The sequence below is a fragment of the Nonomuraea sp. NPDC052265 genome, assembly GCF_044547985.1.
Classification (GTDB): domain Bacteria; phylum Actinomycetota; class Actinomycetes; order Streptosporangiales; family Streptosporangiaceae; genus Nonomuraea.
The window spans coordinates 253,207-274,644 of record NZ_JBIUBJ010000009.1 but is presented as its reverse complement, the minus strand read 5'-3'; the positions used below and the strand labels follow the sequence as shown (position 1 = coordinate 274,644).

Sequence of the window (21,438 nt, the reverse complement as noted above, 5' to 3'; positions counted from 1 at the left end):
TGACCACCTTCGGACCGGCGGTTGACGCGCGGGCCGCCGGTCCCCCCTTAGGTTGGGGCGGTCCGGAGTCCGAACCGAAGGAGAACCATGCGGTTCATGTCCCCCCTGGCCGGATTACTGCTGCTCGCAGGCACGATGGTGGCGCAGGCGGCGCCCGCGGAGGCGGCGGGGTGCGCGACCGTGCTCCCCCACGCCGACGGCTACGGCATCACCTGCGCCGACGTGCGACGCCACCCGCAGAGCGACGGCTCCGAGCTGCGGGACGTCACGATGACCTCGACGGCGATCTTCCAGGCGTCCGGCGGCACCCCGGTCATCAGCCCGCTGTCGCGCCCGATCACCGTCCGCGTCTACCTGCCCAAGGGGTACGACCCCCAGCGCGCCACCCGCTACCGCACGCTCTACCTGATCAACGGCGGCGGCGACGACTACGACTCGTGGACCACCAAGGCCGACCTCGTCTCCCTCGTCCGGACCGCGGGCTCCTTCGACGGGATCGTGGTGATGCCGACCGGCGGGATGACCGGCTGGTACGCGAACTGGGCCGGCCGTACGGACGGATATTTCGCCCCGAAGTGGGAGACGTACCACATCAATCAGCTCATCCCCTGGATCGACGCCAACTTCAACACCGTCGCCGACCGGTCCGGACGCGGCCTGGCGGGCCTGTCCATGGGCGGCTACGGCACCCTGCGGTACGCGGCCGCGCACCCCGGCGTCTTCTCCGTGGTCGGCGCGTTCTCGCCCGGCATCGACCTGCGCGCCAAGCCCGCCCAGCGCACGATCTCCGACTCCATGTGGCAGTCGGGCGCGGCGATCGACCTGACCGACCTGGGCGAGTTCCGCGTCAACAAGTACGAGAACGGCAGCCCGCTGCCCGTCCTCGACCAGGAGGTGCAGCGCCGCTACCGCCTGGACACCCTGTTCGGACCGCACACCACCACGGTCTTCCACGGCCGCACGGTCGACGACTGGCCCGCCGCCAACCCCGCCGACCTGGTCACCCAGGGCAAGTACGCCCCCTACGACGGACGGCTGGCCCTCTACGCCGGCGGCTGCGCGAGCCTCCCGCACGTCCCGGACGGCACCGAACCCGCCCCCGCCGCCTGCGGCTACGACACCCGGGCGAGCGACGACGCCACGGGCGTGAACGAGCCGATCCTCGGGGCGTACGCGAGCGAGTTCGACGCGACGCTGACCACCCTCGGCGTCGGCCACCGCTACTGCTACACCAAGGGCGGCCACGACTGGAACGCCTGGCCGGCCTACCTGGTCGACTTCCTCCGGTACGCCTACGGCACCGCCCCGGCCCGCTGCCCGTCGATCTGATCCCACATCCCGCTTCCAAGTCGGCCACAAGTACCGGCCGGTAGTCCTGGACGGGTGACGAACCATCTTCCGACCCGCGTCCTGGCCGCCCTGGGCGCCGCCGTCCTCACGCTCACCGCGATGGGCACGGCGGCCGCCGCCGACCCCACGAGCTGGAGGTGGGGCGCCCTGCACTCGACCGACGGCCTGGCGACCGCCCGGGGCAAGGTCGTGGCCGGGCAGTCGGGGCTCGCCGTGACCGGCCACCTCGACGACGACCGCGGCAAGGGTTGCTCGTGGGTCCTGATCAGGTACCAGAGCGCGAGCAACGGCCGCTGGCGTACGCACGGGGTCTACAACTGCATGGGGAGCACGGGCTCCTTCCGCAAGAACGTCGGTGGGGCGCTGCAGATCAGGGCGCAGGTGTGCCGCGGCACCTCCAAGCGGCCCGTCGGCCGGTGCTCGCGATGGAGGACCGTCTACACCCAGGGCGGCTGACACCCCGCCGCCCGGCTGCTTCAGCCGGCGCGTTTCTTGCTGGCGATGATGTAGAGCACCAGCTCGCCGCAGGCGCGGCAGACGGCCATGTCCTCGTCGGCGCCCAGATGGGCGGGCACGGCCCGCGCGCCGCAGAACGCGCAGGGCCGTTCCGCCCGCTCCCGCTCGCCGCGCGTGGTCCCGGCCGTCGCCAGCAGCGCGCATCCCAGGCAGATCGAGACCGCCTTGCCGACGACGAGATCGGCGGGATCGGGCACCGAGCCGCAGAAGCCGCACTGGAACACCGCCGTCACCCCGATCCAGTCGCTCGGCCGCGCGTGCTCCCCGGACAGCACCATCCGCAGGACGCGCAGGCAGCGGCCGGCGACCTCGTCCGTGACGCCCGCCCGCACGAGTTCCGCCCGGAGCTCGGCCCGCGCGCCGGGATCCTCGGACGGGAGCGCCTTCAGCAGGCCGAGCAGCGCCTCGTCGAGCGCGCGCAGGGCGTCGGCGGCGGAGGCGACGAGGTCGCTCATGCCGCCCCGCCAGCCTCGCCGCGCCCTCTCGGGCTCTGGTCTCGTCGCCGGCGTGCGGCGGGCGCGTAATGCCACGCCTCTCCGTCGCGCGCGCACCTTTTCCGCTCGCGCCTTGTACGGAATGTCGCGTGCCGCACTCGCCGCGCGTTTTCACCGGCAGCGCCGGAAACGCTTCTCCGCGATGACTGTTCTAGAATTCCGCACCAGCGGGAGTCAATGGCCGGGGCGCCGGTCCTGATGGGCATGAATTCATGCTCCCCGAAATCGGCGGCGAACTCGGTACGGCCGGCGCGGCGGAGTGCCGTGTCGCCCCGCGCGGGCTTCATCTGCTCAGCCCCTGCCACCACTCGCCGGAAAATCGCAGCTCACGGCCACGTCGCGACACTTCCCTGGCACGCCGGCCGGGGCCCCGGAGCGTCGAGTATTCGTATGCATAAGCAGGGTCACGCATTCCCTCATTTCCGGCGGAGGCGCGGACGCCCCTTTCGCGGCCATCATCGCCCCGGCCCAAAAAAGCGTCAACGGGAGCCGACCCTACATTTTCCCTATATTGCGGCGTGGCGCCGTCTTGCGCGCCCCGGGTTGTCCCGGCACGCTGGCAGCGTGGCGGATACCCGTACTGGAAACAGCCGCGCGCGAGCGGCTACCGCGTCGACCCCGTCACCACGGACGCCGAACGCACGGTCTGGGACGTCCCGCCCCTGGCCGAGGCCCTGGCGCGGGCCGAGGAGATGAACCAGGCGGACGGCCCGGGATGACCCGCCCCCTCACCTGACCGGCCCCGGCGTCCCTCGCCGGAAACCGGACACGACCTTTGCCGCCGGTTTCCCCGCAGTTCCCGGCTCTCGCCGGGCCGGCGGGCGAACCTGACCATGACATGTTCCCGCCCCGGTCGAGACAGGCAGGTTCCCATGGTCAGACGGGCTCTCGCGACGCCGGTCCCGCTCGCTCTCTCTCTGGTCGCCGTCCTCGCGACCGCGCCGCCGGCCCAGGCGGTGACGCTGGAGGAGAAGATCGCCGCGCTCTCGGACTTCACGCAGCCCACCGAGTCGAGTGCCGCGGCCTGGGGGGACGCCTGGACGGACCAGAGGTCGTGGGCCGACTTCGGCTTCGACTGGTCCAGCGACGGCTGTTCCAACAGCCCCGACCAGCCGCTCGGCTTCGACTTCCGGATCGCGTGCGTGCGGCACGACTTCGGCTACCGCAACTACCAGGCCGTCGGCGATTTCCGGGCGAACAAGGAGCACATCGACAAGGCGTTCCTCTTCGACCTCAAGCACGTGTGCGCCGGGTACCCGATCTTCCGTCAGCCGAGCTGCAACGCGCTGGCCAAGCTGTACTACCAGGCGGTCCGCCGGTTCGGCGCCCCTCGCGGCACCGGCGGGGAGATCGGGCGCGTGCCGGACAGAGAATCTCTAGGGCAGCAGGGCGCCGCTGAGTCCGCAGACGGCGGTGACAAGATGTTCGCCCAGAGCCCGCCAGGATTCTTCGACTGAACCGGCGGCGGCGCGGCCGGCGGCCAGGTCGGCCTCCAGCTCGGCGCTCATGTGGACGACGAGCAGCCGGATCATCGCCGCCTGCCGCTCGGACAGCTCGCGCTCCCGGTCGCGCATCGACGGCGGGCGCAGCAGCTCCAGCCGGCGGAACGAGGGCGTGCTCAGGGTCGCCTGCGCCGCGTACTCGCGCAGGGACGGCTCCACGACGGCCTGGGCGAGGAATCGCCCGTACCAGGACGGGGTGCCCAGGTCGATGTGGTGCTCGATGCTCGGCGCGATCGCGCACGTGATCCAGTCGCGCAGCGACACCTCGCCCGACGCCTCCAGTGCGGCCACCATCGGCAGGCGGTGCCGGTCGATGGCGGCCGCGTGACGGGACAGGATCGCGTGGATCAGCTCGTCACGGGTGCTGAAGTGGTATTGGACGGCGGACTTGTTCCGCTGGCCCGCCGCCTCGCGGATCATCCGGATCGACACGTGCGCGAAGCCGTGCTCGGCGTAGAGCCGCTCCGCGGTCTGCATGATCCGGTCCTTGGCGCGGATCGAGCGGGGAGACGGCGCGGCGACCGCCGTACTGACGTCCATGACGGGTCCTCGATCTCGTTTCCACCACCGTCCCCGAACGCTATCCCATGCCGCCGGCAGAGGTCAGCGGGTCACCAGGTGACCCACACGTCCTGGAGGCCGCCGGACAGGCCGCCCGTGCGCAGCCGCAGCTCGTCGGGGGCGTCGCGGAGGCGCAGGCCGGGCAGCCGCCGCGCCAGCAGGCCCAGGACGACCTGAAGCTCCAGCCTGGCCAGGGGCTGGCCGAGACAGTAGTGGCGGCCGGCGCCGAAGGTGAGGTGCTGGCTGCTGTTCTCCCGGCGCGGGTCGAACCGGTCGGGGTCGGCGAACTTGGCCGGGTCGCGGTTGGCCGCCGGGATGTTGGGGATCAGCGTGCTGCCGGCGGGCACGGTGACCTCGCTCAGCTCGACGTCCTCGGTGATGAACCTGGGCACGCCGCCGATGGCCGACAACGTGCTGTCCAGCCGCAGGACCTCCTCCACGGTGCCCGGGATCAGGTCGGGGTCGTCGATCACGGCCTCGTAGCGCCGCCGGTCGGAGAGCAGCATCGCCGTCATGATCGCGATCATGTTGGACGTGGTCTCGTGGCCGGCCAGCAGCAGCCCGCGCACGGTGGCGATGAGCTCGTCCTGGCTGAGCCTGCCGTCCTCGGCGTCGGTGATCTGGGTCAGCTCGCTGAGCAGGTCGTCGCCGGGATCGGCGCGGTTGCGGTCGATCAGGTCCGACACGTACGCGTTGAACTCCCGGTAGGCCGTGTCGACCTCCTCCTGGGTGTTGCGCGTCAGGGTCAGCATCGTGCGCGACCAGTGCGCGAACTTCTCCTGGTCCGAGCTCGGCGCGCCGACCAGCGCGCAGATGACCCGTACCGGCAGGGGCAGGGCCAGGCCGGACGACAGGTTTCCCGGGGAGCCCTTGGCCAGCATGGAGTCCAGGAGGTCGTCGGCCATGGCCTGGACCCGGGGGCGCCACACCTCCATCTTCCGTGCCGTGAACCAGCGGCTCAGCAGCCGCCGCCACCGCATGTGGCCCTCGCCCTCGCCGATGTCGCCGGCGCCGTCCTTGCGCCGGCTGAACAGGCCGCCGTCCTCGGTGGTGGACAGCCGGGCGGCGCCCTCGCGGGCGAGGTTGCGGCTGAAGCGGGGGTCGGCCATCACGGCTCGGGCGTCGTCGTACCTGGTCACGAGGGCCGCGACGTCGCCGCTGGGCAGGCGTACGTGGGCCACGGGGCATTTCTCCCGCAGGTCGGCGAGTTGTGGCGGCGGTTCCAGCGCCGTGGCGCGGTCGAAGGGGAAATCGGGGATCGCGTCAGCGGTCATGCGTCCTCCAGCTTGAAAGCCCGACACTTCGGAATATAAGGCGATCGCCTTATTCAAGGCAATCGTCTTGACTGGATGGATTACTTCGGGTGCGGAGAATCTACCGAGGCTTTGCGTCCCCTTTTGGCTGCCCACCCTCGCGAACTGGCGGTGGAGGTCGGGGTGTGCGTGACCCACATCCAGGCCAGGGTGGGACTGGCGCAGTCGACGGTGTCGGCGTACCTGAGCGAGCTGCAACGCGCGGGCCTGGTACGCGCCACCCGCGTGGGCAAGTGGACGCACTACAGGCGCGACGAGCGGCGCATCGCCCAGCTCGTCGCCACCCTCGGCCATACCCTGTAGACGCCGCCCGCGGGCCCGGCGGCGCCCGCTGTCCTGCACGCGACGCATGCACATCGTGAACGGCATCGCCCAGATCTGGGCCCGCGAGGCCAGGTGGACGTACGGCGCCGCCCTGCTGCTCGCCGACGCCTACCCCGACCGGCACCTCCTCGGCCTGGGGTTCGGCGGCGATCCCCGCCCCGGAACGACCCCGCTCAAGGCCATGCGCACCTACCTGGACGAGATGGACGGGCTGGAGACCGTCAACCCCGTCCCGAAGGGCGGCGTACGCCGCATCCTGGCCGCGTACGGGGCCAAGATGCTCGAACTGGCCCGCGACCGCGCCGCCGGCGCCCAGACCTACCACGTGAACGTCGCCCACACCGCCGAGGCGCGGGACCTCCTCGGCCCGGACCGTCGTCGGCAAGCTGCGCTCCCACGTGGACGCGGGCGCCGACCATGTCGCCGTGCAGGTGATCGGCATCGAGCCCGACCGGACGGCGATGCCCCACTGGCGCGAACTCGCCGACGCCCTCGCCCCCGGCGAGTCCTGACAGGTATGCAACCGATCGGTCGTTAATATAGTTTGGCGGCATGACACACGACACCGCCGCCGGACCGGGCGCCGCATGCTGACCTCACGCTGGATCCCCGGCCCCGAGAGCCACAGCCCGGGGCCCCTGGTGGCCGCCCTGACGGACTTCCGCATGCGGCGGCTCCTCGACCTGCCCGGCATCGCCCGGCGCGGCCGGTCCCTGAGCCGCCATTGGCCCGAACTGCCGGGCGCGGTGGGCATGTGGCTCTGGGTGGACCTCGCCGGCCGCCGGGTCGGCTCGCTCTCGGTGTGGCGGACCGAGGAGGATCTGCGGGGGTTCGTCCGGCTGCGCGAACACGTCGCGATCATGCGCGCCTACCGCGATCGAGGCACCCTGCGCTCCCGTACGTGGCCGATCGACGCCCTCGACCGGAGCGCCCTGCTGCGGTCGCTGCGCTGACCCGCCGCGCGGGCCGTCCGCCGCACGGTCAAGCCGGGCCCCGCGGAGGCGCGCATGGCGGACCGTTCCACAGGCACGCTAGGGTCGGGCGGGGACGGCAGCCGGAAGGCGGGGACGGATGGCGTGGGCAGCCCGGGTGGTCGCCGTCGTCATGGCCGTGGTCTCGCCGGTGCTCGTGCTCGCGGCGATCCTGATGTACGCGGCGCTTCCGTCCGGGTGGCGGCTGCCGGAGATCTTCACGCCGCTGGCGGCGGCGGGGGTCACCTTCCCGGCGTTCAGCGCGTTCCTCATCATGCACCGGCCGCGGCTCAGGCTGGCGTGGCTGATGTGCGCGGGCGGCCTCGGGGGCGCGGTCAACACGTTCTGCCAGTCGGCGATGCTGGCCGCCGCCGCGGGCGGGGATCTCGCGCTGGCCGGGTGGCTGCGGTTCCCTGCGCACGTCGGCTGGGCGGTGTCCGGGCTGCTGCTGGAGATGTTGCTGCCGCTGTACTCGCCCGACAGCAGGCTGCCGTCGCGGCGCTGGCGCCTGGTGGTGCTGCTGGGCGCGGTGTCGACCGCGGTGGAGCTGGCCCACATGTTCGTACGTCCCGACCCGCCGGCCGAGGGCTACCCGCTGCCCGCGGTCATCCCCAACCCGTTACAGGTCCCGGAGCTGGCGCCGATCTGGCCGGTGGTCACGGTGGTGGCCTGGACCGGGATCCTCTCGACGCTGCCGCTGGCGGCGTGGTCGATGCTGCTGCGCTTCCGCCGGGCCGACTCGACGGTCCGGCGGCAGATCGGCTGGCCGCTGTTCTCCTTCGCCGGGTACATCGTGTTCATGCTCGTCGCCATCGTCGTGCCCGGGCTGGAGTGGCTGTCGATCGCGTGGGCGACGGTCATCCCCGTGTCGATGGTGATCTCGGTGACCCGCTACCGGCTCTACGGCATCGACACCGTCATCAGCCGGACGTTCGTCGCCGCCGGGCTGCTGGCCGTGATCGGCGGGGTCTACTTCGGGATGGCCACGCTGTCGAGCCTGATCGTGTCGGGGTACCACCAGGTCGCCGGGCTCGCCTCCGCGCTGCTCACGGGCGCGTTCTTCCAGCCGTTGCGGCGGACGCTGCAACGCGCGGTCGACCGCCTGCTCTACGGGCCGGTGGGCGATCCGCGCGTCCTGGCCGAGCGGCTGGCCCAGGAGGTGCGCCGGGGCGATCCGGCGCAGGCGCTGGCGGCGGTGATCGGCGTGCTGCGCGAGGGCCTGGCGGTGCAGGGGGTGGCGATCGAGGTGACCAGCGGCGAGCCCGGCCACCCGGTCAGCGTGGCCGGCACGGACGACGACCGGCTCGGCGACTCCCCGCGCGAGGTGCCCCTCGTCTGGCACGGCGAGTGGGTGGGGCGGCTCCTGGTCGGCCCGCCCGCCGCGCGCCGCTTCCCCGCCGCGCACGACGAACGGGTTCTGGACACGCTGGTCCCGTACGCGGCCGACGTGGCCCACGCGGTCCGACTCGCCGCCGACCTGCAACGTTCTCGCGAACGCATGCTGGCCGCCCGCGAGGAGGAGCGCCGCCGGCTGCGCCGCGACCTGCACGACGGCCTCGGCCAGACGCTCAGCGGGCTGGCCATGACCGTCAACATGGCCCGCCTGAGCCTGAAGACCTCCCCGGAGGCGGCCGACGGGCTGCTGCGCGAGCTACGTACCGGCATGGACGCCGTCACGGGCGACCTGCGGCAGCTCGTCTACGGCCTGCGCCCGCCCGCCCTGGACGACCTGGGCCTGGCCGCCGCCGTACGGGCGCTGGCCGGGCCGGACGGTCCCGCCGCGGAGGTGGTCGCCGAGGGCGACCTGACCGGCCTGCCCGCCGCCGTCGAGGTGGCCGTCTACCGGATCGCGCAGGAGGCGCTGACGAACGTCCGGCGGCACGCGCGGGCCACCAGCGTCCGGGTCGAGCTGCGCCGCGAGGCCGGGGCGCTGCGCCTGCTGGTCGCCGACGACGGCAGGGGCCTGCCGCCGGAGCACCGTTCGGGGGTGGGCCTGACCTCGATGCGCGAACGCACGGCAGAGCTCGGCGGCATCTGCCTGGTCACCGGCGCGCCGGGCGCGGGCACCACGGTGGAGGTCATGCTCCCCGTCCAGCCGATCTGACCGTGTGCCTTACCGGATGTCCGCCCGCCGATCACATAGGGTGCTAGACGATCACTCTCGGTAACTCTCACGGAGGTGTCCATGAAGCTCATGGGCCGTATCGCCTGCACTCTCGCCGGTGGCGCGCTGCTGACCGTCGCCGTCACCACCCCGGCCTCCGCCGACTCGCTGGCCGCCGGTGGGCCCGTCGGGGCGCTGGTGCAGCCGGTGCTGGACGTGCTCAACATGATCAACGACACGTCGACCCTCGGCGCCCTGCTGCCCGGCGGCATCATCGCCGCCCGCTGACGATCGCCCCTTCCCCCCGGGCGACGGCGCGGGGTCGGTGTGCACGCAGCACACACCGACCCCCGGCGGAGGAGCACCGAAGAGACGGCGCCGCCAACGCGGAACACTATCCGGTAAGCCCGCCTTCCCGACAGAACCCGAGCTCCACGCCCCCCCGGCCACGACGCAGGCCGGGCGTCATGGTCGAGCGACGCCAGGGCGATCCCGACGGGTGGGGGCGTACCGTGGGCGGATGGCGGTCGCGGCGGGGGTGGGTGAGGGCATGCGGGTGTGGGAGCCGTCCATCGTCGTCAGTGACGAGCTGGTCGATCCGTCGCCGGTCGCCGCGCTCGCGGCCTCCACGGGCCGCTCATGACGCTCGCCCTGGCCGAGACGCTGCGGCTGGAGGGGCGTCCCGAGCGGGTGACGCGGGTGGGGCATCGGAACAACAGGCCCCTGTTCTGCGGTCAGCCGTCGCGGCTGCGGGGCCGCCGCATCCCGGAGGGGTTCGCGCTCGACCTCCTCGGGCCCGGGGCCGCCACTCCGTACACCAGCCTGACCGTGGCGGCCCGGTAGCCGCTCTCCGCGCCCGGACCCATCAGGGGGCGATGACGTGTTCGGCGAGTTCGCGGGCGGCGACGGCGGGGTCGGTGCCGGAGCGCGTCGCGCCGGCGGCGAGGAGGCCGTCGATGAGGATGAGGAGCTGGTCGGCGCCGTGGCCGGGGCGCGGGTGGCCGAGGGCGGTCAGCTCGCGCGCCAGCAGCTCGTGCACCTGCCGCCGGTAGTCGCGGGTGATCTCGTGCGCGGGATGGGCGGGGTCGGCCAGGCCGAGGTCGGCGGCCAGGTAGCGGCAGCCGTGGAAGCCGGGCGCGGCGACGATCTCGCCGAGCCGGTCGAAGACGGCCAGCAGGCGCTCGCGCGGGTCGTGGCCGGCGGCGTCCATGGTGCGGCGGTAGTCGGCCGCGTCGGCGTCGGCGGCCGACCGGAGCACCTCGACGATCAGGCCGTCCTTGCCGCCGAAGTGCTCGTACAGCGACCGTCTGGCCACGTTGGCCGCCTTGAGCAGGGCGTCGACGCCGATGTTCACGCCGTGGCTGTAGATCAGGCGGTCGGCGGCCTCCAGCAGGCGCTCCCGGGGGCCGGGTCCCGTACGAACTGTCATGGAACCCAGGTTGCCACGGGTTGACGAGTAGATCAACCGGTCGATATACATAGATAGACCGATCGATCTACCGGCTTCCACCTGGAGGAACCGTGTCCCACTCATCCACCGCCGACGTCATCGAGCGCTTCAACCGCGCCTTCGTCGAACGTGACCGCGGCCTGCTCGACGACCTGGTCGCCGAGGACTGCGTGATGGAATCCGTCCAGCCGGCCCCCACCGGCGAGCGCGTCACGGGCCGCCAGGCGTGCCTTGAGTGGTGGGGCGCGCTCGTGGACGACCTCACCAGCAGGTTCGAGCCGCAGGAGGTGATCGTCGCCGGCGACCGGGCCACCATCCACTGGCACTACCGCTACGGTCCCGGCCCCTCCGACTGGGTCAGCGGCGTGAACCTCATGCGCGTCCGCGACGGGCGGATCGTCGAGGCCCTCGGCTTCAGCAAGACCGCCGGCGAAGTCCCTCTGGCCACCGCCTGATGACCGTCATGCGCAGCTACCACGTCGACAGCGGAGCCGGGATCGACGGCCTGTCGATCAAGGAACATCCCGTCCCCACTCCCGGCCCCGGACAGGTGGTGGTCGCGGTACGCGCCACCTCCCTCAGCTTCCGCGAGCTGATGATCCTGCGCGGCGACTACGTGCTCCCCGTCAAACCGGACGTGGTGCCGGTCTCCGACGGCGCCGGCGAGGTCGTCGCGACCGGCCCCGGCGTCGAGTCCGCCGGCATCGGCGACCGGGTCACCGCCACCCTGTTCCCGAGCTGGCAGGACGGCCCGTTCGCCCTCCGGCACCTGCCGCAGCTCGGCGGCTCGCTGGACGGCATGCTCACCGAGTACGCGCTGCTCGACGAGCACGCGCTCGTGCCGATCCCGGCCCACCTGTCCTACGAGGAGGCCGCGACGCTCCCCTGCGCCGCGGTCACCGCCTGGAACGCCCTGACCGGCGAGGGCCCCGGCCCGATGCCCGGCCGGACCGTCGTCACCCAGGGCACCGGCGGGGTGTCGCTGTTCGCGCTGCAGTTCGCCAAGGCGCTGGGCGCCCGCGTGATCGCCACGACCAGCAGCCCGGCCAAGGCCGAACGGCTGTACGAGCTGGGCGCCGACGAGGTCGTCGACTACCGGGCCACCCCCGACTGGGCGGCCAGCGTCCGCGAGCTGACCGCGGGACAGGGCGCGGAACACGTCATCGACGTCGCCGGCGACCTGGAGCGGTCGCTCGCGGCAACCGCGATCGCGGGGCAGGTCGCCAGCGTCGGGTTCGTCGCCGGCGACCCGCCGCCCCTCGACCCCCGCGCGGTCTTCAGGTCGGGAGCCACGCTTCGGGGCGTCGCCGTCGGCAGCCGGGCGCAGTTCCTGGCCATGAACCGGCCCATCGAGGCCCACCGGATCCGCCCGGTCATCGACCGCGTCTTCCCCTTCGAGCAGGCCCCCGACGCCTACCGCCACTACACGTCGGGCCGGCCGTTCGGGAAGATCGTGATCACCGTGTGAGGGCGGTCAGTGCCGGGCGATCGGGCGCAGCGGGCCAGGCGTGACCTGGAGCCGCACCACGCCCTCGCGATACGACCAGGCCTGCCACACGAGCCAGTCATCGCCGACGTCGACGGCGCCGACCGGCTCGTACGTCAGGTGGAATGCGCCACGTATGCCGTCGATGTGGTTGATGTCCGGGTTGCCGGGATCGTCGCGGACCCGTTCGTAGACGGCCTTCAGGCCGCGTCTGCGGAGCTCGGCGCGCAGTTCGCGCACGCGGCGGTCCTCCACCGTGACGCCCTGCAGCATCTCGCCGGAGTCGGTGGCCATGGCGGCGGCCTGATAGGGCTCGTCGCGGGTGGCGGGTCTGCCGAGCTGGGCGTACCGGGCCTTTGAAGCCGGCGGGGACGCGGAACGTGAGGTGGCAGCCCGTCTGGCCGATCCGGCAGCCCTCGGGTTCGAGGCCGCCCTGGAAGTGGCCGGCCGGCCAGATGTCCTTGACGAGCACGAGGTCGCCCACCCTCGCGGGCGAGGCCGGTACGAGCTGGAGCCCGACATCCAGGCCCACGGCGGCGAACGCCTCGGCGTACCTCGCGGACTCGGCGAGCGGGTCCTTGATCCTGGCCACCCATTCACCGCCCTCCCGGGTGACCGCGACGGCGGCGTTGGCGTACGACGTCGCCTCCCCCGGCGGCGTCGCCGACAGGACCGTCAGGACGACGGCCGCGAGCATCGCCGTCACCGGCGCGAGCACGAGCAGCCGTACGCGCGCACGCCGTGCGGGCGGGCGTTCCCCGGGTCGCCAGGCGAGGCGGGCCTCCAGTTCGCCGGGGTCGGGCAGCGGGACCTGCGACCTCATCCGCTTGAGCTGGTCGATCTCATGCATCGGCGGTTCCTCCAAGCGCCTGGCGCACCTTCGTGCGTGCCCTGTTCAGCCGCGAGCGCACGGTGCCCACGGGGATGTCCAGCACATCGGCGACCTGCTGGTAGCTCAGCTCACCCCAAGCGGTGAGCAGCAGCACGTCGCGGTCGCCCTTGCGTAAGGCGGCCGGCGCGGCGGCCAGGCGGGGGCTCTCGGCCTCCGCGCTGACCCGCTCGGCGACGCGATCGGCATGGCCGTCCAGCACCGGGTCCACGCCGGTACGCGTCAACGCGCGCAACATGCGCAACTCGGAGCGGTAGTGCCGCCTGATCAGGTTGGTGGCGATCCGCCACAGCCACGGCCGCACCTCGCCCCGGGAGGGGTCGTAACGCGCGCGGACCCTGAAGGCCGTGTGGAACGTCTCCGCCACGATGTCGTCGGCGAGGTCGCCGCCGAGGCGGCGGGCGGCGTAGCGGTGCAGCGGCGGGGCGTGCCTGCGGAACACCTCGCCGAAGCAGCCGGGATCCTCCAGGGACCGCGCGACCAGCAGCGCGTCGTCCCTTTCTTCGCCGAGCAGGTCAGGTGGGCCCATCGATGTCCTCACGCCGTGTTCCGGGATCACATCGGGTACTAGCCCGGTACGGCGTCAGGGGTTCGCGACGGCGCCTTCCTAGCAGGGGGTCTCGTAGAACTCCGGGTACGAGCCGCGGGTGCCCACCCACGTCACGTCGCCCACGCAGTTCTCGTACTTGACGCCGACCAGCGTGGTGTGGGCGGAGTCGCTGTAGTAATACGTCTCGCAGTGGTAGTCGATCTGGCAGGCGCGGGCCTGGGCGGGCGAGCCGATGACGGTGAGGGTGCCGAGGGCGAGCAGGACGGCCAGCGATGCGCGGCGAATCATGGAGATCCTCTCTGACGCGAGGAAGCGCTACTGACCTCGATGATCGATCGCCGGAGCGAACAGTTCAAGACGGTATATGCCCGACAACCCATCGCGAAGGCGAAATGATCGGCCTCCGCCCCGACATAGGATCTTTTCATCTGGTAGTTGGCCGATTGTCGAAAGGCTTCCATGACCCACCCCCTCAGCCGCCGGTCCGCCCTGCTGGGGGCCGCGGCCGTGGCCGGAATCGCCCTGTGGGAACGGCCGGCCGAGGCGGCCGGCGCCGCCGCGTTCGACGCGGCCCGGGAGCGATGGGTGAGCCTGCTGGCCGGCGCGACGTACGACCCCGCGTACCTGGAGAAGACGCGGGCGGTCGAGGGCTCGGCCAACGCGGTGCTGCGCAAGATGAACCCCGCCCCCGGCCGTCCGAGCCTGTGGCCCGACCTGCCGCTCGACGACCCCCGTACGGGCAACTTCAACCGCGCCTACAACCGCATGCGCACGCTGGCGCTCGGCTGGGCCACGCCGGGCACCGACATGCACCGGGACCCGCGCGTCGCCGAGACCGCGGCCGGGGCGCTGGACTTCCTGTACGAGCACGCCTACCGCGAGGGCCTCGACCGCCGGGGCAGCAACTGGTACTGGTGGGAGATCGGCGTCCCCCGGGCGCTGACCGACACCTGCGCCCTGCTCTACGACGGCCTGCCCAAGGAGAGCCTCCACCGCTGGCTGCGCCCGCTGCGCCACTGGTGTCCCGACCCCGAGCGCCGGGTCAGCCACCCCGGCGTGGTCGAGACCGGCGCCAACCGGGCGAGCAAGGCCATGGCGGTGGCGATGCGCGGGCTGCTCACCCACGACGCCCGCCTGATCAAGCGGGCCAGGAACGCCGTCTCCGACCTGCTGCGCCGCACCGGAGGGCCGGGCGACGGCTTCTACCGGGACGGGTCGTTCATCCAGCACGACGTGTACCCCTACAACGGCAGCTACGGCGTGGACTACCTGGAGAGCGTGGCCAAGCTGATCGCCATGCTCGCCAGGTCACCGTGGGAGATCGACGGCATCGGGAACGTCTACGACATCGTGGACCGCTCGTTCACGCCGTTCATCTTCGACGGGCTGATGATGGACTGCGTGCGCGGCCGGCAGATCTCGGTGCAGGGCCATCGCGACCACCACTCGGGGCAGAAGGCGATCGAGGCCATCCTGACGCTGCTGGAGGCGGCGCCCGAACGCCACGCGCGGCGCTGGCGTCCGCTGGTGAAGGGCTGGCTCGTCCGCAACCAGGCCGTCCCGTACGACACGGTCGCCCCGCTTGCCGGCGTCGCGCGGGCCGAGGCCCTGCTGGCGGACGCGTCGGTGCCGGTGGGCCCCCGGACGACCGGCACCTACGTCTTCGCCGACATGGACCGGGTCGTGCACCGGCGTCCGACCTGGGCGTACGCGATCGCGATGAGCTCGGAGCGCATCGGCGCGGCCGAGGCCATGAACCAGGAGAACCTGCACGGCTGGTACACCGGCGACGGCATGACGTACCTGTACACCGCCGACCTCACCCACTGGAACGACGACCTGTGGCCGACGATCGACCCGTACCGGCTGCCCGGCACCACGGTCGACACCCGCAGGCGCGCCGACCTCCCGCACGGCGCGCGCCGCCTGCCGCCCACCCCGTGGGCGGGCGGCGTGGCGCTCGACGGCGAGTACGGCGTGGCGGCAATGAAGCTGATCGCCGACGGCTCCTCGCTGCGGGCCAGGAAGGCGTGGTTCCTGCTCGACGACGGGGTGATCGCCCTCGGCGCGGGCATCACCGCCTCCGACGGCCGCCGCGTCGAGACGGTCGTGGAGAACCGCAACACCCACGGCGCCCATCCCCCGCTGACCCGCGGCGACGGCTGGGTCCACCTGTCCGGCGTGGCCGGATACGCGCTGCTCGACGGCGCCGAGGCGAAGGTGATCCGCGAGAAGCGCACCGGCCGCTGGCGCGACATCGACACCGGCGCCACCACCGGCGGCGACCGCACCCCCGTCACCAGGCACTACACGACCATCGTCGTCGATCACGGCGTCGACCCGCGCAGGGCCCGCTACGCCTACGCCGTGCTGCCCGACGCCACCGCCGAGCAGACCGCGGCCTACGGCCGGCGGGTCGAGATCCTGGCCAACTCCCGGACGGTGCAGGCCGTCGCCCGGGGCGACCTGCTCGCCGCGGTGTTCTGGCGCGCGGGGGCCGTCGAGACCCCGCACGGGCCGCTCGCCGCCGACGGCCCGTGCGCCCTGCTGCTCCGCCGCGACCACCACCGGGTACGGCTGGCCGTCTCCGACCCGTCCAGGACCGCCGACGAGGTGCGGATCAAGCTGCCGTGGCCGGTCAAGTCGGTCAAGGAGGGCGACCGGGGCGTGCGCCGGGCCAAGCGGGCGGTCAAGGTCGAGGTCGGCGGCAGCCGCGGGCACACGCACACGGCCGTCGTCCGCGTCTGAGGCCGGGCCGCCGCCGCCGTTCAGGAGGCGTCGGCGGGGCTGTACGGCAGGAGGTCCGCCATGGGGACGCCCGGGTCGGCGAGCCGTCGCGGATCGGCGGTGTGCCCGGCCGCGACCAGCGCGCGGAGGTGTCCGGCGGCGCCGTGGGCGTCCATGGCCAGGGCGGCCACCGGGACGCCGCGGTCGAGCCAGAACGCGGTGAACCCGGGCTCGCCGGGCTCCCCCCGGGTGACGACGCGGTCCGAGGTGGTGGGGAGGCCGACGTATTCGAGGGTGGACCCGTACTGGGTGGAGAAGAAGTACGGGACGTGGTCGATGGTCACCGGTTCGCCCACCAGCGTGGCCGCGGCGGCCGTCCCGTGGACGACGGCGTTGTCCCAGTGCTCGATCCGCACCGGTTTCAGGTAGCGGGGGTGCCGGTGGCGGGCGACGTCGCCGGCGGCCAGGGCGGCCGGGTGCGAGGTGCGCAGATGGCCGTCGGTGAGGATGCCGCCGTTGACGCGCAACCCCGCCGCCTCGGCCAGCTCGGTGTTGGGGACGGCGCCCACGGCGACGACGACGAGGTCGGCCGGGATGCGCCGCCCCGCCACGGTGCGCACGGCCTCGACCGAGCGCGTGCCGAGCACGGCCTCGACGCCGTCGCCGGTCAGCAGGTCGACGCCGTGGTCGAGATGCCGCCGGGCGACGACGCCGCCGATCCGGTCGCCCAGCACGTGGTAGAGCGGCGCGGGCAGCGGGTCGACCACGGTCGTGCGGACGCCGAGCGTCCGGGCGGCGGCGGCGACCTCGCAGCCCAGCCAGCCGGCGCCCACGACGACGACGTCGGAGGCCGCGCGCAGGGCCTCGCGGAGGCGGTCGCTGTCCTCGCGGTCGCGCAGGTGGTGGACGCCGTCGAGGTCGGCGCCCGGCACCCGGAGGCGGCGCGGACGGGAGCCCGTGGCGATCAGCACCTGGCCGAACGGCAGCTCCACGTTGCGGCCCAGCTTCACCCGCCGGCCGTCCAGGTCGAGGAGGGTGGCGGGGGCGCCGAGGGCCAGGCCGACGTTGTGGGCGGCGTAGAAGCGCGGCTCCAGGACGTCGAGCTCGGCGGCCTGGGTGGTGCCCAGCAGGTAGCCCTTGGACAGCGCGGGACGCTGGTAGGGCAGGGGGTGCTCGTCGCCGACGAGCGTGATCGGCCCGTCGTAGCCGTGGTCGAGCCGCAGGGCCCGGGCGGCCTGGGCGCCGGCGAGGCCGGCGCCGATGATGACGATGCCGGGATCGGCGGGCATGGCAAGTCTCCTTGTGAACGGGACCGAGGTGGCGAGGGGGTCAGACGACCTGGAGGTTGGCCATCATGGCCATGTCCTCGTGCTCGGCGTTGTGGCAGTGGAAGAGGTAGCGGCCGCGGTAGCCGTCGAACCGGGTGATGATCTCCACCGCCTCGCCCGGACGCAGGGAGACGGTGTCCTTGAGCCCCGCGTCGTGCGGCAACGGCGGCCGGCCGCTGCGCGAGAGCACCCGGAAGCCGACCAGATGCAGGTGGACGGGGTGGTGGACGTCGGCGACCATCCGCCACACCTCGACGTCGCCGAGGCCCACGGTGACGTCGGACCGGGCGGGGTCGAACGGCAGCCCGCCGATCAGCCAGCCGCGGCCGTCGTGCATCCGGCCCGCGCGGAAGGAGAACTCGCGCACCCGTACGGCGTCCGCCCGCCGCCACTCCGGCAGGTCGGTGGACAGGACGCGCGGGACCCTGCTGTCGTCGGCCGCGGCCCGCGCGACCCGGAAGGCCATCACGTCCCGGGTACGGCCGGTGCCGAGCCGGTTGACGATCCGCACGCGCCCGCCGACCGGGACGCGGGCGAAGTCCACGACCACGTCGTAGCGCTCGGCCGGCGCGATCGGCAGGACCCGGTGGGTGACGGGGGACGCCAGCAGCCCCTGGTCGGCGCCGATCTGGACGAGGTCGAGCCGCCGCCCGTCGTCGAGCACGGCTTCGAGCTCGTAGTGGCGGGCGTTGGAGGCGTTCAGCAGGCGCAGCCGGTAGCGGGCCGCGTCCACCTCGTGGACGGGCCAGGGGGCGCCGTTGACCAGGATCACGTCGCCCAGCACCCCGGCGAGGTACGGTTCGAGCACGCCCGGCCGCTCCCGCAGGGTGGGGTCGAGGGCGGGGTAGGCGAGCTCGCCCTCGGCGGTGAACGCCCGGTCGGCGATCATGAGCGGCAGTTCCCGCGGCCCCGAGGGCAGGCCGAGGGCCTTCTCGGCGTCGTCGCGGACGATCTGCAGCCCGGCCAGGCCGCGCCAGATCGCGGGGGCGGTGAAGTCCATCCGGTGGTCGTGGTACCACAGCAGCGTCGCCCGCTGGTCCAGCGGGAAGGTGTAGTCCCTGGTCCGCCTGCTCAGCACGGCCCGGGGGTCGCGCATGTTCCCCATGCCGGAGCCGTGTGCCATGTGCATGGTGGGCTCCGTCCAGCCCTCGGGCAGCACGAGGTCGGTCGGGTAGCCGTCGGAGGCCGCCGGGGTGCGTCCGCCGTGCAGGTGGACGACGGTCGGCACCGGCAGGTCGTTGCGGTGCGTCACGGTGATCGGCCGGCCCCGGCGCGCCTCGATCGTCGGCCCCGGGAAGGTGCCCCCGTACGTCCAGGCCCGGGTCCGCACGCCGGGCAGGATCTCCAGGGTCGTCTCGCGCTGGACGATCTCGTAACGGTCCGCGCCGCCCGAGGTGCCGGACGGCGCCAGCACGGCGGGGATCGGCAGCGGCACCTGGTACGGCGGCGGCAGCGGCAGGTCGCTGCGCAGCTCGGCGCCGGTGATCGCGGGCCGGCGGGCCATCGCGGCCGAGGTGCCGAGCCCGGTGGCCGCCATCAACCCGAGCGCGCCGCCGATGCCGAGCGCCTGCCGCCTGGTCACGCCCGGGATCCACTTGTCACGCTGCGGCATCGCGGGTCTCCCGTCGCGGGAAGGGGCGGCGCCAGACGTCGATGAACTGCACCGTGAGCGCGGCGACCGTCATCACCCCCAGCGGGATGTGCAGCCACAAGGCGCCGTCGAGCCCGGCGAAGTACTGGATCGTCTCGGCCGCCACCACCGCCGCCGTGGCCAGGAAGGGCCCGGGACGGCGCAGGCGCACCCACAGGACGATCGCCACGATCAGTTGCAGGTAGCCGATGGAGGTGACCACGTCGGCGCCGAACGAGTGCCAGCGCAGGCTGTCGTAGTCGCCGGTCAGGTAGACGCCGGCGAACACCGGCTGCCCGGCGATCACCACCATGTGCGCGCTGACCAGCGCTCGCAGCGTCCAGGCCACGGGTGCCGTACGCCGCGTGGCGTCGGCTCGCGGCCCTTCGACGGCGGTGAGCATCGAGGGTCCTCCTCATCTCGTCCTCGTGAAACGCTCCGACGCTATGGCCTCCGGGTTATCTTGTCCAAGATCTGTATTGCTATGGTGTTATGCGTTGGGAGGCATGATGGATCTGAACGCGCTCCGGCAGTTCCTGGTGGTGGCCCGGCTCGAACACCTCAGCGCCGCCGCCGAGGAGCTGCGCGTCGCGCAGCCGTCGCTGAGCCGTACGATCGCGCGGCTGGAGAGCGAGCTGGGCACGCCGCTGTTCGACCGCGGCGGCCGGCTCCGGCTGAACGGCGCGGGCAGCCTGTTCCTGGGTTTCGTCGAACGGGCGCTCGGCGAGCTCGACGCCGGACGGCGAGCCGTCGCCGAGGCCGCCGACGAGGGGTTCGGCACCGTACGGCTGGCGTCGGAGACGTTCCTGACCCTCACCGGGCCGCTCGCGGCCTACAAGCGCGCCCATCCCTCGGTCGAGGTCGAGCTGCACTGGACGCCCGCCGACGACATGACCCGCCGCCTGCGCGCCCAGGAGTTCGACCTGTGCGTCGCCTCGCAGCCGATCCACGCCGACGGCCTGGAGGCGGTCGAGCTGCTCGACGAGCCGGTGGGGCTGGCCACCTCGCTCGACCACCCGCTGGCAGGCCGCATGTCGGTGACCATCGACGACCTCGCCGACCAGCCCTTCGTCACCGCCCGCAAGGGACACTGGCAACGCCGGCTGCTCGACCGCCTCTTCGCCGCCCGGGGCCGCACGCCGAGGGTCGTCTGCGAGGGCGACGAGTCCAGCGCCATCGCCGACCTGATCAGCGCGGGGCTCGGCATCGGCCTCGTCCCGTCCATCGCCCGCCGCTCCACCACCCGCGCGCCCCTGGCCTGGGTGGACGTCGACGACCCCGGCTGCCGCCGTACGCTCACCCTCTTCTGGGGCGCCGACAGCCACCTGTCCACCGCCGCCCGCCTTATGCGCACCACGATCACCAGCTGGGACTGGCTGGCCGGCGAACCCCAGGAGAAAAGCGCCTGACCTGTTGCGGGGGATCGCACGCGGGGCGTCCGGCTGATGCCCCCACGACCGGGTCACGCTTGGCGCCGCCCAGATCCGAGCGGTGTCGAGCCGCGTCTCCCGCACGGCACAGCGGCGTAGCGACGGCCGGGCGGAGAAGGCTCCGCCGGACACGGAGCGCGGCCGTCCGTACACTTTCTGTCGCTGGTCCGCGTGGCCTTATGGCCCGGTCAAGAGAGGGCGGGGTTGAGAGCGATGAGCGAGGTCCACGGCGGCGGACCGTCACCGGGCGCCGCGGAGGCCACCGGCCCGGAGTCGGTGACGTGTCACGAGGACCTGGCGAAGCTGCTGGCCGAGCAGTTCGCGCGGGCCGACGTGTCGTTGCGGGAGTTGCAGGCGCGGGCCGACAGGTCGGGCGGCGCCCGGCTGCCGCGCAGCACCTGCGCCGACATGCTGGCCGGTCGGCGCTTTCCCAAGAAGGCGGTCATGGTGGCGTTCCTGCGGGGGTGCCGCGTGCCCGACCATCAGCTCCCGGCGTGGGAACGGGCCTGGGACCGGGTGCGGATCAGCCGGCTGCCCGCCGGGTACCGGGACGATCGCGGCTCACAGCCACCCACCGGCACACCGCCGACGGCCGCGGGGCCGGTTGCGGACGGGGGCGGCACGCCGCCGACGGCCGCGCGTTCCCCCGGGGCGGGTCGAGCCGGTTCACGGTCAGCGTCAGCCCGGCCAACACCGGCGTACGGCTGACCCGCCGCCTGGACGCGGGCGTCGGCCTGCAACACGCGACGATCACCGTCGACGGCGCCCCGGCGGCGCCCCGGCGGCCGCCGCTGGAGGACGGCGTCCACAAGT

General features: G+C 73.0%; 26 protein-coding genes. 16 read left to right on the top strand and 10 right to left on the bottom strand.

Annotated elements, in window-relative coordinates:
• Positions 1-87: 87 nt before the first annotated feature.
• Together ACIHAD_RS26840 and ACIHAD_RS26835 are read left to right on the top strand one after the other, a co-directional pair.
• The gene (locus tag ACIHAD_RS26840; RefSeq protein ID WP_397357393.1) at positions 88-1,329 is read left to right on the top strand and encodes an alpha/beta hydrolase; all 1,242 of its coding nucleotides are present in this window, start codon (positions 88-90) and stop codon (positions 1,327-1,329) included.
• A 54-nt stretch (positions 1,330-1,383) separates the two neighbouring features.
• Entirely contained in the window at positions 1,384-1,806 is a 423-nt protein-coding gene (locus ACIHAD_RS26835) for a hypothetical protein (RefSeq protein ID WP_397357392.1), read from the top strand.
• 20 nt (positions 1,807-1,826) lie between these two features.
• On the opposite strand, the gene ACIHAD_RS26830 is transcribed toward ACIHAD_RS26835, so the two are convergent.
• Positions 1,827-2,321, bottom strand: a complete 495-nt coding sequence (locus tag ACIHAD_RS26830; RefSeq protein WP_397357391.1) for a hypothetical protein — start codon at positions 2,319-2,321, stop codon at positions 1,827-1,829.
• Between the two features lie 557 nt (positions 2,322-2,878).
• On the opposite strand from ACIHAD_RS26830, the gene ACIHAD_RS26825 reads away from it, so the two are divergent.
• Both ACIHAD_RS26825 and ACIHAD_RS26820 read left to right on the top strand, forming a co-directional pair.
• Entirely contained in the window at positions 2,879-3,079 is a 201-nt protein-coding gene (locus ACIHAD_RS26825) for a hypothetical protein (protein ID WP_397357390.1), read from the top strand.
• Between the two features lie 153 nt (positions 3,080-3,232).
• On the top strand, positions 3,233-3,817 hold the full coding sequence (locus ACIHAD_RS26820) for a phospholipase (RefSeq protein WP_397357389.1): 585 nt from the start codon (positions 3,233-3,235) through the stop codon (positions 3,815-3,817).
• Here ACIHAD_RS26820 and ACIHAD_RS26815 read toward each other — a convergent pair.
• Complete coding sequence (locus ACIHAD_RS26815; protein WP_397357388.1) at positions 3,737-4,402, bottom strand: TetR/AcrR family transcriptional regulator; 666 nt, start codon at positions 4,400-4,402, stop codon at positions 3,737-3,739. The two genes, ACIHAD_RS26820 and ACIHAD_RS26815, sit on opposite strands and share 81 nt — an antisense overlap.
• Before the next feature lie 71 nt (positions 4,403-4,473).
• A complete protein-coding gene (locus ACIHAD_RS26810) occupies positions 4,474-5,697 on the bottom strand; it encodes a cytochrome P450 (protein WP_397357387.1) in 1,224 nt (407 codons plus the stop codon).
• Positions 5,698-5,820: 123 nt separating this feature from the next.
• Here ACIHAD_RS26810 and ACIHAD_RS26805 point away from each other — a divergent pair, with 123 nt between their 5' ends.
• The 7 genes from ACIHAD_RS26805 to ACIHAD_RS26775 all read left to right on the top strand — a co-directional run bounded on the left by ACIHAD_RS26805 (position 5,821) and on the right by ACIHAD_RS26775 (position 9,978).
• Positions 5,821-6,039: an ArsR/SmtB family transcription factor gene (locus ACIHAD_RS26805; protein WP_397357386.1), complete on the top strand. Its 219-nt coding sequence runs from the start codon at positions 5,821-5,823 to the stop codon at positions 6,037-6,039.
• Between the two features lie 46 nt (positions 6,040-6,085).
• Positions 6,086-6,598 (top strand): hypothetical protein, encoded by a 513-nt coding sequence (locus tag ACIHAD_RS26800; protein WP_397357385.1) that lies wholly within the window; start codon positions 6,086-6,088, stop codon positions 6,596-6,598.
• A gap of 49 nt (positions 6,599-6,647) precedes the next feature.
• The gene (locus tag ACIHAD_RS26795) at positions 6,648-7,013 is read left to right on the top strand and encodes an antibiotic biosynthesis monooxygenase family protein (protein ID WP_397357384.1); all 366 of its coding nucleotides are present in this window, start codon (positions 6,648-6,650) and stop codon (positions 7,011-7,013) included.
• 118 nt (positions 7,014-7,131) lie between these two features.
• Entirely contained in the window at positions 7,132-9,135 is a 2,004-nt protein-coding gene (locus ACIHAD_RS26790; RefSeq protein WP_397357383.1) for a sensor histidine kinase, read from the top strand.
• An 81-nt stretch (positions 9,136-9,216) separates the two neighbouring features.
• Complete coding sequence (locus ACIHAD_RS26785) at positions 9,217-9,423, top strand: hypothetical protein (RefSeq protein ID WP_397357382.1); 207 nt, start codon at positions 9,217-9,219, stop codon at positions 9,421-9,423.
• A gap of 232 nt (positions 9,424-9,655) precedes the next feature.
• Positions 9,656-9,778 carry a hypothetical protein gene (locus ACIHAD_RS26780; protein ID WP_397357381.1) on the top strand — a complete coding sequence of 41 codons (123 nt, stop codon included), beginning with the start codon at positions 9,656-9,658 and terminating at the stop codon, positions 9,776-9,778.
• Positions 9,775-9,978, top strand: coding sequence for a hypothetical protein (locus ACIHAD_RS26775; RefSeq protein WP_397357380.1), 204 nt, complete (start codon positions 9,775-9,777; stop codon positions 9,976-9,978). Before ACIHAD_RS26780 ends, ACIHAD_RS26775 begins: the two co-directional genes overlap by 4 nt.
• Before the next feature lie 22 nt (positions 9,979-10,000).
• Here the strand turns inward: ACIHAD_RS26775 and ACIHAD_RS26770 are convergent, their stop codons facing one another.
• Complete coding sequence (locus tag ACIHAD_RS26770; protein WP_397357379.1) at positions 10,001-10,564, bottom strand: TetR/AcrR family transcriptional regulator; 564 nt, start codon at positions 10,562-10,564, stop codon at positions 10,001-10,003.
• A 92-nt stretch (positions 10,565-10,656) separates the two neighbouring features.
• Between ACIHAD_RS26770 and ACIHAD_RS26765 the strand changes: the two genes are divergently transcribed.
• Together ACIHAD_RS26765 and ACIHAD_RS26760 are read left to right on the top strand one after the other, a co-directional pair.
• Positions 10,657-11,040, top strand: a complete 384-nt coding sequence (locus ACIHAD_RS26765; protein ID WP_397357378.1) for a nuclear transport factor 2 family protein — start codon at positions 10,657-10,659, stop codon at positions 11,038-11,040.
• A complete protein-coding gene (locus ACIHAD_RS26760) occupies positions 11,040-12,053 on the top strand; it encodes an NAD(P)-dependent alcohol dehydrogenase (RefSeq protein ID WP_397357377.1) in 1,014 nt (337 codons plus the stop codon). Before ACIHAD_RS26765 ends, ACIHAD_RS26760 begins: the two co-directional genes overlap by 1 nt.
• A gap of 6 nt (positions 12,054-12,059) precedes the next feature.
• Here ACIHAD_RS26760 and ACIHAD_RS26755 read toward each other — a convergent pair whose 3' ends face one another.
• The 3 genes from ACIHAD_RS26755 to ACIHAD_RS26745 all read right to left on the bottom strand — a co-directional run bounded on the left by ACIHAD_RS26755 (position 12,060) and on the right by ACIHAD_RS26745 (position 13,798).
• Positions 12,060-12,365, bottom strand: a complete 306-nt coding sequence (locus ACIHAD_RS26755; protein WP_397357376.1) for a hypothetical protein — start codon at positions 12,363-12,365, stop codon at positions 12,060-12,062.
• A 548-nt stretch (positions 12,366-12,913) separates the two neighbouring features.
• Entirely contained in the window at positions 12,914-13,489 is a 576-nt protein-coding gene (locus ACIHAD_RS26750) for an RNA polymerase sigma factor (protein WP_397357375.1), read from the bottom strand.
• A 78-nt stretch (positions 13,490-13,567) separates the two neighbouring features.
• Positions 13,568-13,798, bottom strand: a complete 231-nt coding sequence (locus ACIHAD_RS26745) for a DUF6289 family protein (RefSeq protein WP_397357374.1) — start codon at positions 13,796-13,798, stop codon at positions 13,568-13,570.
• Between the two features lie 171 nt (positions 13,799-13,969).
• Here ACIHAD_RS26745 and ACIHAD_RS26740 point away from each other — a divergent pair, with 171 nt between their 5' ends.
• Positions 13,970-16,258: a polysaccharide lyase 8 family protein gene (locus ACIHAD_RS26740; protein ID WP_397357373.1), complete on the top strand. Its 2,289-nt coding sequence runs from the start codon at positions 13,970-13,972 to the stop codon at positions 16,256-16,258.
• Positions 16,259-16,278: 20 nt separating this feature from the next.
• On the opposite strand, the gene ACIHAD_RS26735 is transcribed toward ACIHAD_RS26740, so the two are convergent.
• The 3 genes from ACIHAD_RS26735 to ACIHAD_RS26725 are packed head-to-tail and all read right to left on the bottom strand — an operon-like array spanning position 16,279 to position 19,598.
• Complete coding sequence (locus tag ACIHAD_RS26735) at positions 16,279-17,526, bottom strand: NAD(P)/FAD-dependent oxidoreductase (protein WP_397357372.1); 1,248 nt, start codon at positions 17,524-17,526, stop codon at positions 16,279-16,281.
• Positions 17,527-17,566: 40 nt separating this feature from the next.
• The gene (locus ACIHAD_RS26730; RefSeq protein ID WP_397357371.1) at positions 17,567-19,177 is read right to left on the bottom strand and encodes a multicopper oxidase family protein; all 1,611 of its coding nucleotides are present in this window, start codon (positions 19,175-19,177) and stop codon (positions 17,567-17,569) included.
• Positions 19,164-19,598, bottom strand: coding sequence for a hypothetical protein (locus ACIHAD_RS26725; protein ID WP_397357370.1), 435 nt, complete (start codon positions 19,596-19,598; stop codon positions 19,164-19,166). The genes ACIHAD_RS26730 and ACIHAD_RS26725 overlap by 14 nt, the downstream gene beginning before the upstream one ends.
• A 103-nt stretch (positions 19,599-19,701) precedes the next feature.
• Between ACIHAD_RS26725 and ACIHAD_RS26720 the strand changes: the two genes are divergently transcribed.
• Together ACIHAD_RS26720 and ACIHAD_RS26715 are read left to right on the top strand one after the other, a co-directional pair.
• Positions 19,702-20,604, top strand: a complete 903-nt coding sequence (locus ACIHAD_RS26720; RefSeq protein WP_397357369.1) for a LysR family transcriptional regulator — start codon at positions 19,702-19,704, stop codon at positions 20,602-20,604.
• A 234-nt stretch (positions 20,605-20,838) separates the two neighbouring features.
• Complete coding sequence (locus ACIHAD_RS26715) at positions 20,839-21,333, top strand: hypothetical protein (protein WP_397357368.1); 495 nt, start codon at positions 20,839-20,841, stop codon at positions 21,331-21,333.
• Positions 21,334-21,438 lie beyond the last annotated feature (105 nt).